This window comes from Streptomyces sp. LS1784 (assembly GCF_020103755.1).
Classification (GTDB): Bacteria; Actinomycetota; Actinomycetes; order Streptomycetales; family Streptomycetaceae; genus Kitasatospora.
Genome location: NZ_JAHSQD010000211.1, coordinates 1 through 12,957 on the forward strand (window position 1 = coordinate 1; position 12,957 = coordinate 12,957).

General features: G+C 72.2%; 11 protein-coding genes and 1 pseudogene. 9 read left to right on the forward strand and 3 right to left on the reverse strand.

The window, feature by feature from the left end; genetic code table 11:
- A partial coding sequence (locus tag KS423_RS23195; protein WP_374120011.1) for a hypothetical protein occupies window positions 1–180 on the reverse strand: 180 nt, incomplete at its 3' end.
- A gap of 137 nt (window positions 181–317) precedes the next feature.
- Here KS423_RS23195 and KS423_RS23200 point away from each other — a divergent pair.
- On the forward strand, window positions 318–995 hold the full coding sequence (locus tag KS423_RS23200) for a response regulator transcription factor (protein ID WP_224281534.1): 678 nt from the start codon (window positions 318–320) through the stop codon (window positions 993–995).
- A complete protein-coding gene (locus KS423_RS23205) occupies window positions 988–2,436 on the forward strand; it encodes a HAMP domain-containing sensor histidine kinase (protein WP_224281535.1) in 1,449 nt (482 codons plus the stop codon). Before KS423_RS23200 ends, KS423_RS23205 begins: the two co-directional genes overlap by 8 nt.
- A gap of 123 nt (window positions 2,437–2,559) precedes the next feature.
- Here KS423_RS23205 and KS423_RS23210 read toward each other — a convergent pair whose 3' ends face one another.
- The gene (locus tag KS423_RS23210) at window positions 2,560–3,282 is read right to left on the reverse strand and encodes a tetratricopeptide repeat protein (RefSeq protein ID WP_224281536.1); all 723 of its coding nucleotides are present in this window, start codon (window positions 3,280–3,282) and stop codon (window positions 2,560–2,562) included.
- Window positions 3,283–3,845: 563 nt separating this feature from the next.
- Between KS423_RS23210 and KS423_RS23215 the strand changes: the two genes are divergently transcribed.
- The 4 genes and pseudogenes from KS423_RS23215 to KS423_RS23230 all read left to right on the forward strand — a co-directional run.
- Complete coding sequence (locus tag KS423_RS23215; RefSeq protein WP_224281537.1) at window positions 3,846–4,940, forward strand: serine hydrolase; 1,095 nt, start codon at window positions 3,846–3,848, stop codon at window positions 4,938–4,940.
- Window positions 4,940–5,716 (forward strand): MerR family transcriptional regulator, encoded by a 777-nt coding sequence (locus tag KS423_RS23220; RefSeq protein ID WP_224281538.1) that lies wholly within the window; start codon window positions 4,940–4,942, stop codon window positions 5,714–5,716. The genes KS423_RS23215 and KS423_RS23220 overlap by 1 nt, the downstream gene beginning before the upstream one ends.
- Before the next feature lie 272 nt (window positions 5,717–5,988).
- Entirely contained in the window at window positions 5,989–6,741 is a 753-nt protein-coding gene (locus KS423_RS23225; protein WP_224281540.1) for an aminoglycoside adenylyltransferase domain-containing protein, read from the forward strand.
- Between the two features lie 363 nt (window positions 6,742–7,104).
- Window positions 7,105–7,218, forward strand: a pseudogene (locus tag KS423_RS23230) (peptide deformylase); the annotation flags it as partial.
- 57 nt (window positions 7,219–7,275) lie between these two features.
- Here KS423_RS23230 and KS423_RS23235 read toward each other — a convergent pair.
- Window positions 7,276–8,292, reverse strand: a complete 1,017-nt coding sequence (locus KS423_RS23235; protein WP_224281542.1) for a LacI family DNA-binding transcriptional regulator — start codon at window positions 8,290–8,292, stop codon at window positions 7,276–7,278.
- A 181-nt stretch (window positions 8,293–8,473) separates the two neighbouring features.
- Here KS423_RS23235 and KS423_RS23240 point away from each other — a divergent pair, with 181 nt between their 5' ends.
- The 3 genes from KS423_RS23240 to KS423_RS23250 all read left to right on the forward strand — a co-directional run.
- The gene (locus KS423_RS23240) at window positions 8,474–10,282 is read left to right on the forward strand and encodes a glycoside hydrolase family 13 protein (RefSeq protein ID WP_224281543.1); all 1,809 of its coding nucleotides are present in this window, start codon (window positions 8,474–8,476) and stop codon (window positions 10,280–10,282) included.
- Complete coding sequence (locus tag KS423_RS23245) at window positions 10,279–11,646, forward strand: alpha/beta hydrolase (RefSeq protein ID WP_224281544.1); 1,368 nt, start codon at window positions 10,279–10,281, stop codon at window positions 11,644–11,646. Before KS423_RS23240 ends, KS423_RS23245 begins: the two co-directional genes overlap by 4 nt.
- A gap of 54 nt (window positions 11,647–11,700) precedes the next feature.
- Window positions 11,701–12,957: extracellular solute-binding protein (locus KS423_RS23250; protein WP_224281545.1), on the forward strand; the 1,257-nt coding region annotated here is incomplete at its 3' end.

The window sequence follows — 12,957 nt, forward strand, 5'->3', positions numbered from 1 at the left end:
CACCGCTGCCGCCGCCGCGCCACCGCCGAGCACGACCACGGCCGCGCCGACCGCGACCCACCGCCCGGAGCGCCGGCGCACCCACCGTCCGGCACGGCCCAGACCCGTGCGCGTCCTCCCGGCAGTCATCGCCGGCTCGACCGGCTCGAACCGCTCCCCGTTCTCCACGGACTCGTTCACACCACCCACCCCTGTCCTCCGCAGGCCCGGGCCGTCCCCGGGCGACAGCCTCAGCATGTCCGGGCGATGCTGAAGATCAGCTGAAGATCCGAAGGCCCCTTCGGCCGCTCGGCCGGACACCTGTCACCCTTGGGGGCATGCGCGTACTCGTGGTGGAGGACGAACGCCGGCTGGCCCAGGCACTCCAGCTCGGACTGACCGCCGAGGGATTCACCGTCGACCTCACCCACGACGGACTCTCCGGCCTCGCCCGGGCCACCGATCACGCCTACGACGTGATCGTGCTGGACATCATGCTGCCCGGCCTCAACGGCTACCGGGTGTGCTCACGCCTGCGGGCCGCCGGCAGCGACGCCGGCATCCTGATGCTGACCGCGAAAGACGGCGAATGGGACGAGGCCGAGGCCCTCGACACCGGCGCCGACGACTACCTGTCCAAGCCGTTCTCCTTCGTCGTCCTCGTCGCCCGCCTCAGGGCCCTCGCCCGCCGCATCGGCACCCGCGCACCCCGGCGCACCATCCTCGGAGACCTCATCGTCGACTCCGCCGCCCGCACCTGCACCCGCGCCGACACGGACATCGCGTTGACCCCGCGCGAGTTCGCCGTCCTCGACCACCTGGCCCGCCGCGCAGGTGAGGCCGTCTCCAAACGGGAGATCCTCGAACAGGTCTGGGACAGCGGGCCCGACAGCGACCCCAACACCGTCGAAGTCCACATCAGCGCACTGCGCCGCAAGATCGACACCCCGTTCGGCCGCGCCGCCGTCCAGACCGTACGCGGCGCCGGCTACCGACTGGCGGCCGACGGTGGCTGACAGCACTCCGGCCCGCATCAGTGCGGCCGCACGCCGCCGTCTGGCCCGCCACCCGCGTCTCGTGGCCCTCACCGCCCGGCTGGCCCCACGCTCGGTCCGAGCCCGCACCACCTTGGCCGCCTGCCTCAGCGTCGCCGTCGTCCTCGCGACCGCCTCGGCCGCCGTCATCCTGTTGCTGCGCGCCAACCTGGAACGCACCGTCGAAACCGGTGCCCGCGAACAGGCCCAGGCCGTCGCCCGCCTCGCCACCGACGGACACCTCACCAGCCCGCTCCCGCTCGACCACGGTACCGACTTCATCCAGGTCGTCGACGCGCACGGCAGAGTCGTCGTCGCCAGCCAGAGCCTCGCCGGCCACCCCGCAGCCGCCCCCATCGACCACCAGGACGGCCACGACACCTTCAACCTCGGCGCCCGGGGCGACGAACACCACCAGCGCGTCACCACGATCACGGCCACCACCCCCACCGGCCCGGTCACCATCCACGTCGGCGCCTCCCTGCGCACCGTCGATGCCGCCGAGGACCTCACCACCGCCGCCCTCGCCGCGCTGAGCGCCGTCCTGCTGCTCACCGTCGGCGCCCTCACCTGGCGCTCGACCGGCCGTGCCCTCCGTCCGGTCGAGGCCATCCGCGCCGAAGTCGCCGCCATCGGCGACCGAGACCTCGACCGCCGCGTCCCCGAACCCCGCAGCGACGACGAGATCGCCCGCCTCGCCGGCACCATGAACGCGATGCTCGAACGCCTGGAGGCCGCCGGGGTCCGACAGCGGCGCTTCATCGCCGACGCCTCCCACGAACTACGCAGCCCCCTGACCGTCCTGCGCACCCAACTCGAAGTCGCCCGCGCCCACCCCGACCCCGACGTGCGCAACGGCCTGGTCGCCGGCGCCCTGGAGGAGACCGAACGCCTCCAGGCCCTCGCAACCGACCTCCTCCTGCTCGCCCGCCTCGACGCCACCGGACACGACTGGCCGCACGAACCCGTCGACCTCGCCGAACTCGTCCGCGCCACCGTCGCGGCCCGCGGCACCGAGCCCCACCCGGTCACCGTCCACACGCCCGGACCGGTCATCATCCACGGGAACCCCCAATGGCTGCGCCGACTGCTCACCAACCTGCTCGACAACGCCCAACGCCACGCCCGGCACCACATCACCGTGCGGCTCGACCTCGACCTCGACAAGGCCGCGGGCCGGGCCCTCCTCGACGTGGCCAACGACGGTCCTCCGATCGAACCGGCCGACCAGGAGAAGGTCTTCGAACGCTTCGCCCGCCTCGACGACGCCCGAAGCCGCGACGACGGCGGCGCCGGCCTCGGCCTCCCGATCGCCCGCGACATCGCCGCCGTCCACGGCGGCACCCTCACCGTTCCCGACACACCGGGCACGGCGACCTTCCGAACCAGCCTCCCGCTCCCGGGCGATTCGGCCGCTGCCTGACGACCCGCGCGTGGACCGGTAACCAGGGGCAGTGAGCCTGGCACCGCGACAAGGTGCAGGCTGGTACGGACTGCCCCCGTCCTCGCCGCCGAACCGCAGACCGGCGCGCCCCGCCGTGACCCGTCAGCCGCTCTGGAGGCGGCGGGCCTCGGCGATGAGCTCGGTGGGCAGGGCGGGACCAGCACACGCGTGATCAAGCAGCAGGCCCCGGTACGAGTCGTTCGGCAGGTGCGGCACCAGTCCGATGAGTTCGCACAGGTCGTCGGGCGAGCCCGCGAGCCGGGCACGGTAGGCGGCTCCGGCCGCGCGAAGCGTGACCTCGGTCGGCTCGTGCTCCAGTCCCTGATCGATGAGCTGGACCGCGGTGGTGAAGTCGCCCTGTTCGGCGCGTAGGTCGGCCAGGTCGAGATACAGCGACCAGTCGGCCGGGTCCAGGGCAAGAGCGCGCTGGAACGCCGTCGCGGTCCGATCAGGATCACCCAACTTGCGCCATGTGCCCGCTCGCACGACTTCCGTCAGCATGATCCGCTCAATGGAGTCCGCCCGATCGCAGAGGGCGAACGACGCATCGGTGAGACCGCATGCCCGCAGGAAGATCGCCATCTTGGCCATCGCCTCCGGCAGCGGCTCGCGGGCACAGACCACCTCGATGGCCTCGAACCAGGGACGGAGTCCCTCCCGCACGCTGTGGGTGTCCAGAGCATGGCCGTGATCCATCGTCCGCATGGCGGCCTCGGCCAGTGCGCCGGCACTCACGCCGTCGAGGAAGCGCACGTCGTTGAACCAAGGGGCTTTGGCCCAGGCAATGGTGGGTTGCGCGCCCGTGACCGCGCCGATCGCCAGCACCGCGCCTGCTCTTCCCGGGCCGGCCGCGTCCCGGCCCAGGTCGACGGCGGCACCCGGTGATGCCCCGACCGCACCGGCTCAAGGGCGGCGCCCTCTGCCATCATCGCCGTCACCACCGCCTGGCGGTGAACGGACCACGCGGGACTGTCCGTTCCAGGGCCTACCTGCGGGCCGTGCGTCCGGCTCGATCACCACGACGGTGTTCTCCGGGAGGGAATGCCGACAACCGCGGCGATTCATTGCCCGTGCCGAGAATCCCGGCCAAGCAGTGCCAACTGTCGTGGCCGGGCAGAACGATACGCCGACGCCGCCGAGCCCGTCCGGTGCCAACCACCGTGGCCCGGCACATCAGCGGCGTCCTCGTGAAGCACCGGTCGGGCGAATCGCCATCGCGGGTCAGCGAGGCGGGCTGCCAGGGTCCGGAGTGGGGCCGGGGTGGTCACCGCGTGTCGACCGGGAGTGGCTGTGGGCTGGATCACAGTTGAGGTTGACCTCGGGGCAGGGTGGAGGCTCGTCGCAGCGGCACGACGCCGACCCGGGCACAACCGATGTGAAGGAGCACCATGTCCACCAACCTTTCCGGCCAGGGGCAGGATCGTCCGGAACTCCAGGAGGCGATCGAGGAGTTGGTCGCGTCCGGTTTCGTCGGGGTGCAGCTGCGGGTGAACGACGAGCAGGGCGAGTGGGTCGGCAGCGCCGGCGTGCGCAAGCTGGGTCAGAGCGCCAAGCCGCTGACGGACGGGCACTTCCGCATCGGCAGCAGCACCAAGAACTTCGTCGCCGCCTCGGTGCTCTTGCTGGTGGCCGAGGGCCGGATCGGCCTGGATGCCCCGGCCGATGACTACCTGCCCGAGTTCGGGCTCGACCGGCGGATCACCGTGCGGATGCTGCTGCAGCACACCAGCGGGATCTTCAACCACACCGGCGAGCTCTACGAGGACGGGACGATCGTGCTGGGGGTCCCCTGGCAGGGCAAGGAGTGGGTGGACAACCGGTTCAAGACCTACCTGCCCGAGGAGCTGGTACGGCTGTCGCTGTCCAGGCCGGCGCGGTTCGCGCCGGGTGCGGGCTGGAGCTACGCGAACACCAACTACGTGCTGGCCCGGCTGGTGGTCGAGAAGGCCACCGGCCGTTCGTTCGCCGAGGAGTTGCAGCGGCTGGTCCTGGGGCCGCTGGGGATGACCGGCACCGTTGCGCCGGGCGTCTCGCCGGAGATCCCCGAGCCGCACAACCACGGCTACTACCGCTACGAGGATGCCGGGCAGGAGCGGACGGTCGATGTCACCCGTCAGAACCCGTCCTGGGTCGGAGCCGGTGGTGACATGATCTCGACCACTCGGGACCTGCACACGTACTTCTCCGCACTGATGGGCGGCAGGCTCCTGCCGGCCGAGCTGCTGGCCGAGATGCGCACGCCGGAGGCGACCGTCGGCTACGGCCTGGGGGTGTTCGCGCAGGAAACGGAGGGCGGCACCGTCTTCCACCACAACGGCGCCACCATGGGCTCGGCGGCGCTGATGTACGGCACAGCCGACGGCGCCAAGACCCTGACTGCCGGGCTGACCTGGGTGGACGACGCCGACCTGTCGATAGCACCGGCATTCCGGACCGCCCAACAGCGTTTCGTCGACGGGCTGTTCTGCGGCAAGCTGGGCTGATGAGGAACGGAGTCACGATCGGGCAGGCGGCGGCGTTCGTCGGCGTCACGGTGAAGACGGTGCGGCACTACCACAAGCTCGGCCTGGTCACGGAGCCGGAACGCGACAGCTCCGGCTACCGGCGGTACGGATCCGGCGAGCTGCTGCAGCTGGTTCAGGTACGGACGCTGGCCGCCGCGGGCGTGCCGCTGGCCGAGATCGGGCCCATGCTCGACGCCGACGCCGCGCGGTTCGGCGCCGCGCTCGCCGACGTCGGGCGGCAGCTCACCGAGCGCATCGATGAGCTGGTCGCCCGCCGCGACACGCTGCACCGGCTCGCCGACGGCGACCGGGCCCTGCTGCCCGACCGTGCCTGTGCGGTCCTGGACCGGATGCCCGGCCTCGGCTTCAGCCCCGACTACGTGGCCGCGCAACGCGAGGCCCTGGTACTGGCCCGGGCACTGGTGCCGGAGGGCTTCGACGGCTTCCTGACCCAGCTCGAACACGGGCTGGACGACCCCGAGTACATCGACCTGACCAAGCGTGGTTGGGAGGCCGAGACCTGGGAACCGGACGACCCGAGGATCGAGGAACTCGCGACGGCCATGGCCGACCGCTACCTCGCCAACCCCGCGCTGCTGGGGGATCGCGCCAGCCTGCGGGCATGGGCCAAGGCTTCGGCCCAGTACAAGCTGATCAACAACCACCGCGAGGACCAGGCACCGGTCGCGGCCCGGCTGACCGCGCTCACCGAGACCAGACTCCGCGCCGCAGGCGTACCCATGCCGCACCGGTGACGGAACCCTCATGCCGCCGAAAACGCGCGGCACAGCGGGGGTGTTGACGTGGACGAGTGCGGACCTGGAGCAGGTGCAGGGCGAGGATCGAGGTCTCGGCGTGCTCCTCGTCCGGGCCGGTCATGGAGCCGATACGCCCCAGGAGATCACGCAAGGTCACCGGCAGGCTGGGTTCCTCGGGGAACCGTCGGCTGTTGAACACGAGAGCCGGCCAGTAGACCGGTCCAACCATTCCCCCCGGATGTTCGTCATCATGTGGCCAGACTGTCCTCATGACAGATCAGATCACCGAGCATCTCATCGACCGTTTCGTCAGCGCCCTGCGGCCGGTTGTGCCGCTGCTCTCGGTATGGGCGCACGGGTCGCTTGCCGGAGGTGACTACCAGCCGGGCCGTAGCGACCTCGACCTGATCGCTCTCCTCGGCCGACCGTGCACGGCAGCCGAGGAACAGCGACTTGGCGAGATGCACGAGGCCCTGGGCAGGGTCAGCCCCCTCGCGTCGAGGCTGCATTGCAGCTACCCCGCCGTCACCGAGTTGGACGATCCCGCACGCTCACACCTCACGTGGGCCCACGAGGAGCTCATGCACCGACCGATCACACCGGTGACCAGGCGTGAACTGCACGCCTTCGGACTCGTCCTCCAGGGTCAGCCACCGACCGAGATCCTGCCACCGGTGACCGACCGAGAGCTCGCCGATTCCATCGTCAAGGACCTTCAGAACTTCTGGCGGCCGGCCCTGGACCACCCGGAACGGTGGACGCGCGACATCTGGGTCGACCTCGGCCTGCTGACCCTGGCCAGAGCAGCAGTGACCCTGCAGGACGGCAGACTGATCACCAAGGCCGAGGCCCTCGACGTACTCGCCGAACTGGGCGCCCCCGCGGACGTCGTGGACGACATCAGGCAGCGTCGCTACGGCACTCCCGGCCCCGCCGACCAGCAGTGGATCAACCGGCGGGCAGAACTGACGCTCGCCTTCCTCGGGCCCGCGATCGACCGGATCGTCGCTGCTTCCCTCTGACGAAGCACAGACGCTGGCAACCGCCGATACCGCCGTCGGTTCGTCATCACCGGCCGACCAGCTGCCCCGAGTGCGGGGCCCGCTGGGTTGTCGATCGCCCGTGAGCTCGTGTTCTTGAGCCGGCGGGACTCGGAGGGGGCGTTCGCCGCGTTTCTCCCGGGCCGTGTTGCATGATCGTTCTCATCTGCTTCCAGGCCTGGCGTGACGTGATCGGGCTGCCGTCCCCCACCCCCGGAGAGACGCAGACCTTCGCCTTCGAGACCGTCCATGGCACAGAACCGATCCTGAACGTTGTGGGACTGCCGGGCAGCTTCCACGACTGCCCAGCCCCGACTCGCCAGACGAGTGCTGTCAGAACTCATCAACCACCTGTACGGCACCCCCGACATCGACAAGCTGTCGAAGCGGGACCGCAAGGACGCCCTGCGGCAGATGGCCGAGCGCACCCCGAAGTACGCGACCGTGCCGAACGACTGACGCTGCGGTAGGCGCGAGGGCCGGGACACCGCTGGTGTCCCGGCCCTCGGCGTCGGGTCAGCCGTGCCGCAGTCGGCCGGTGGACTCGCGGGCGACCAGCTCCGGGGTGAACAGGTAGTCCCTGACCTGGCCGCCGTGCCCCTCCAGCTGGCGCCACAGGGCCTCGGCGACGGCCGCGCCCATCTCCTGGATCGGCTGGCGCACGGTGGTCAGCGGCGGATTGCTGTGGGCGGCCAGGTAGCAGTCGTCGTAGCCGACCACGGAGAGGTCGCCCGGCACCGAGCGGCCGGCCTCGCGGGCGGCCTGGGTGACGCCGAGGGCCATCAGGTCGCTGCCGGCGACGATCGCGGTGACGCCCGCGTCGAACAGCTGGCGGGCGGCCGCGGCGCCGCCGGCGATCGAGTAGGAGGACTCGGCGTACCAGTCGGCGGGGGCCTCCTCGCCGAGCAGTTCGCGCATCGCGCGCCGGTAGCCGTCCAGGCGGTTGATGGAGGGGCGCAGGTAGCCCTGGCCGCCGGCCAGTCCGATCCGCCGGTGGCCGAGTTCGCGCAGGTGGGCGACGGCGATCCGGGCGCCGAGCGCCTCGTCGGTGGCGACGGTGGGTACGGCCAGGCCCTCGACCCGGCCGCTGACCAGCACCATCGGGATGCCGCGTTCGTGCAGCAGTCGGTAGAAGCCGTGGTCGGCGTGCGGGTTGGCATGCCGGCCGGAGACCAGGACCAGCCCGGAGACGCCCTTGCGCAGCAGGACGTCGATGTAGCCCAGCTCGGCGGTGCCCTGGCGGGTGGAGGTGCCGACCACGGCGGTCAGGCCGTGCTTGGCGAGCTGCACCTCGATCGCGGAGGCGAGCAGGGGAAAGACCGGGTTGTCGAGCTCGGGGACGACGATGCCGATCAGCGCACCCTGGTGCGGGTCGTAGCCCTGGTCGGGCCGCCAGCCGAGTTCCCGCATGGCCTCGGCGACCTTGAGCCTGGTGTCGTCGGAGACGCCCGGCCGGTCGTTGATCACCCTGCTCACCGAGGCGGCGCTGACGCCTGCCCGGGCGGCGATGTCCCGTAGTGACGGGCCGCTCAATTGGTCCTCCCGACTGGTCGAGCCTGCATCTTACAAATCCCCGGCCATGGGTCGGCGAGGCTGGTGAAACAATCTTAGCAACGTATTGCGCAACAGTTTCATCGCCGTTACGGTTCCCTCGTCGGCCCCGGTAAGCGGAACGCCGCACTCCATCACCCTGTTCACCCGACCGAGGAGCTCCATGGACACGGTCCGCAGCCACCGCCTCGCCGCCCGCCACCAGCCGCACCACGACGGCTCCGCGCGCTACGTCGGCGACCTCGCGCCCCGGATCGGGCAGAAGGTCGACCTGCGGGTGCGGGTGCCGGCCGGCCAGGAGGTGGACCGGATCTTCGTGCGCTCCGTCCCCGACGGCGAACCGCACTTCGAGGCCGCCGTGCCCGAGTGCACCGACACCGACGCGACCTGGTGGCGGGTCGGCCTGACGATGGTCAACCCGGAGATGAACTACCGGTTCTGGCTGCACACCCCGGACGGCGGTCGCTGGCTCACCGCGGCCGGCCTGCACGACCACGACCTGCCCGACGCCACCGACTTCCGCCTCACCACCCACCCGGCCCCGCCCGCCTGGGCCGCCGACGCCGTGGTCTACCAGATCTTCCCGGACCGCTACGCCCGCGGCGGCGACGCCCCGCTCGCCGCCTGGGCCCGCCCGGCCGACTGGGACACCCCGCTGCACACCGGCGACGCCGCCGCCCTCCAGCAGATGTACGGCGGCGACCTCTGGGGCGTGGTCCGCAGGATCGACCACATCCAGCGCCTCGGCGCCACCGTCATCTACCTCACCCCGTTCTTCGAGGGCCGCTCCAACCACCGCTACGACGCCGTCTCCTTCGACCGGGTCGACCCCGCGCTCGGCGGCGACGAGGCGCTGATCGCCCTCACCGCCGAGGCCCACCGGCGCGGCATCAAGGTGATCGGCGACATCACCCTCAACCACTCCGGCAGCGACCACGACTGGTTCCGCACCGCGCAGCAGGACCCGCGCAGCCCCGAGGCCGGCTTCTACTTCTTCGGCGAGGGCGGCCCCGACGACTACGCCACCTTCCTGGGCGTGCGCACCCTGCCGACCTTCGACCACCGCTCGCCCGAGCTGCGCCGCCGCCTCTACGAGGGCCCCGACTCGGTGATCGCCAAGTACCTCAAGGCGCCGTTCCACCTGGACGGCTGGCGGGTCGACGTGGCGCAGATGGCCGGCCGCCGCGGCGAGGTCGAACTCAACCATCTGGTCGCCACCACCACCGCGGCCACCGTACGGGCCGCCAACCCCGACGCCGTCCTGCTCGCCGAGCACCAGCACGACGCCTCGCTCACCCTCAAGGGCGACGGCTGGCAGGGCACCATGAGCTACGCGGGCTTCACCCGCCCGGTCTGGGCCTGGCTCGCCGAACGGCACGACCAGAAGGACTTCTGGGCGGTGCCCGGGCCGATCCCCGACTACGGTGGCGCCCAACTGCGGGCCACCATGACGGCGTTCGGCGCCGCCCTGCCCTGGCGCAGCCGGGTGCACAACCTCACTCTGCTGGACTCGCACGACACCGCGCGGTTCCGCAGCTTCGCCGGCCCCGAGCGCCAACTGCTGGGCGCGTCCCTGCTGTTCACCCTGCCCGGCACTCCGATGGTGTTCTCCGGCGACGAGGTCGGCGTCGTGGGCGAGGGCCTGGAGGAGGGCCGCAAGCCCTTCCCCTGGGACGAGTCCGCCTGGGACCAGCACACCCACCGCACCTACCGGGAGCTGATCCGGCTGCGCCGCAACCACAGCGCGCTCAGCGGCGGCGGGCTGCGCTGGCTGCTCGCCGAGCGCGACGTCCTGCTGTTCGAGCGCGAGGACGAGCGGGAGCGGATCCTGGTGCAGATCAGCCGGGCCGACCACCCGCCGGTGGCCGGCGAGTGGCACGCCACCCACCTGCTCGGCGGGCCGCAGCTCGTCCCCGGCCGCGACCTGCCCGCCGAGGGCCCGGCCGTGCACGTCTGGTCGGTGGCCCGATGAGCGCCGCCGGGGGTGTCGGGACCGCCCGGGCCGCCGTGCGCCGCGGCCGGATCGAACGCATTCCGGGCTTCCGCTCCGAACTGCTCGGCAACGAGCGGGACCTGCTGGTCCACCTGCCGCCCGGCTACGACGACGACCCGGGCGCCGACTACCCGGTGCTCTACCTGCAGGACGGCCAGCAGGTCTTCGACCAGGGGCAGCGGCCCACCTGGGCGCTGGACCGCACGCTGGAACAGCTGTACGCCGAAGGCCTGATCCCCGAGCTGATCGCGGTCGGCGTGCCCAACGCCGGCGCCGAGCGTGGCACCGAGTACTCGCACGTCGCCGAGTACTGGCGCACGCCCGGGACCCCGCTCAAGGGCCACCGCTACGAGGCGTTCCTGACCGACGAGGTCAAGCCGTTCGTCGACGCCCGCTACCGGACCAGGACCGGGCCCGAGCACACCGCGGTGATGGGCTCCTCGATGGGCGGCCTGGTCGCCTACCACATGGCCTTCCGCCGTCCCGAGGTCTTCGGCCTGGCCGCCGTTCTCTCTCCGTTCCTCACCCACGTCGACCCGGCCGACCTCGGCGAGAAGGTGGTCCACGAGCGCTACCGCCGCCGCGGGCCCCGCCGGCTCTGGCTGGACATCGGCGGCCGGGAGGGCCTGATCATGGCCCGGCCCGCGCGGGAACTGGCCGTCCAGCTCCTCGACGAGGCCGGCTACACCTCCGGCGCGGACCTCCTCTACTACGAGGACCCGGAGGCACCCCACCACGAGGACGCCTGGCGCCCCCGCTCCCGGCACGCGCTGCTGCACCTGTTCGGCGGCCCCTCGCCGGTCGTCTCGCTCACCGCCGCCGCGCACCTGCGGCTCGCCCCCGGCGAGACCTGGAGCGCCGTCAACCCGGCCGCGGTGCGGGCCGACGGCGTGCGCTACACCGCACTGGAGGCCGACTACCGGGTGGAGCGGCCCGAGGTCGCGGCCGTCTCGCCGCACGGGCTGCTGCGCCCGCTGGCCGCCGGGCGCACCGCGGTGACCGTACGGGCTCACGGGCTGAGCGGGCACTGCGAGGTCGAGGTGGTGCCGGAGCTTGCGGCCCGGCCCGTCCTGGAGGTCGTCGTCACCGTCCCGGACGGCACCCCGCACGACACGCCGGTGATGTACGGCCCGCTGCCCTGCCGCCCCGACGGCCCCGGGCGCTTCCGCGGCCGGATCGCCGTCCCGCGCGGCACCGGCTTCGACGGTGGCGTCTCGCGCGGCTGGGGCCTGGACGCCGTCGACGAGAACGGCCTGCGGGTGATGCACCCGCTGACGGTCGACCGCGACACCCGCCTCGACCTCACCGTCGACCGCTGGCACCGCCCGGCGGACGGCATCTGACCCGCTGTCCCACCCCGGGGCCCCGGCCCCTCCCCAACGAAGGAGTCTCGGACGATGCGCTACCGCAGACACGCCGCACTCGGCGTCCTCGCCCTGCTGGTCACGGCCTGCGGCGGCACCTCGCCCGCCGGCGCGCCGTCCACCGGCACCTCGTCCGCGAGCGGCGCGGCGGCGGGGGACCCGATGAGCGCCCCGCCGATCGCGGGCCCGGAGGGCGACCTGGTGATCTGGGCGCAGACCCAGCAGGCCGCCGCCCTGCAGCCGCTCGCCGACCGGTTCGGCAAGGAACACGGGGTCAAGGTCACCGTCGCCCCGCAGTCCGTCAACACCCAGCAGGCCTACGTCTCGGCCACCAACGCGGGCAAGGGCCCGGACCTGGTGGTCGGTGCCTCCGACTGGCTGGGCAACCTGGTGCAGAACGGCGTCGTCGCGCCCGTCCCGCTCACCCAGGCGCAGAAGGCGCTGTTCCAGCCCGCCGCGCTGGAGGCCGTGACCTACGACGGCCGGCCGTACGGGCTGCCGTACGCGACGGAGAACCTGGTGCTGTTCCGCAACACCGAGCTCGCGCCGAACGCACCCACCACCTTCGAGGACCTGGCCGCCGCCGGGCAGGGCGCCGTCAAGGACGGGAAGAGCGAGCTCCCGCTCGCCCTGCCGATCGGCCAGCAGGGCAACGCGTACGCCCTACAACCGCTGTTCACCTCGGCCGGCGGCTACCTGTTCGCCGCCAAGGCGGACGGCGGCTACGACACCGCCGACCTCGGGGTCGGCGGACCGGGCTCGATCGCGGCCGGCGAACTGTTCAAGCAGTACGGGGAGAAGGGCGCCGGGCTGTTCAACCGCTCGGTGGACACCAACGCCATCGCGCTGTTCACCGGGCGCAAGACGCCGTTCCTGGTCGCCGGGCCCTGGGCGCTCGGCCAGCTCAAGCAGGCCGGGGTGCCCTACGCGATCTCGGCCGTGCCCGGGTGGGCGGGCAAGGGCCGGGCCCGCCCGTTCATCGGAGTGCAGAGCTTCTACCTTTCCGCCAAGGCCAGGAACCTGCCGCTGGCCCAGGAGTTCCTGCTGCACGAGATCGGCTCCGAGGAGGGCCAGCTGGCGCTCTACCAGGCCTCGCCGGAGCCGCCCGCGCTGACCTCCGCGCTCGCGAAGGCGTCCGCGAAGGACCCGGACATCGGCTTCCTCGCGCAGGCCGGGGCGGACGGCCAGCCGCTGCCGGCGATCCCCGCGATGAACGCGATCTGGGGACCGCTCGGCCAGGCCGAGGCGAGCATCGTCGCCGGCGCCGACCCGGCCGCGACCATGCGGCAG

Bases quoted from the DNA above. Each gene is read 5' to 3' on its own strand.
- KS423_RS23200 (WP_224281534.1), top strand. From the start codon at position 318: ATGCGCGTACTCGTGGTGGAGGACGAACGCCGGCTGGCCCAGGCACTC.
- KS423_RS23215 (WP_224281537.1), top strand. From the start codon at position 3,846: ATGTCCACCAACCTTTCCGGCCAGGGGCAGGATCGTCCGGAACTCCAG.
- KS423_RS23220 (WP_224281538.1), top strand. From the start codon at position 4,940: ATGAGGAACGGAGTCACGATCGGGCAGGCGGCGGCGTTCGTCGGCGTC.
- KS423_RS23225 (WP_224281540.1), top strand. From the start codon at position 5,989: ATGACAGATCAGATCACCGAGCATCTCATCGACCGTTTCGTCAGCGCC.
- KS423_RS23240 (WP_224281543.1), top strand. From the start codon at position 8,474: ATGGACACGGTCCGCAGCCACCGCCTCGCCGCCCGCCACCAGCCGCAC.
- KS423_RS23245 (WP_224281544.1), top strand. From the start codon at position 10,279: ATGAGCGCCGCCGGGGGTGTCGGGACCGCCCGGGCCGCCGTGCGCCGC.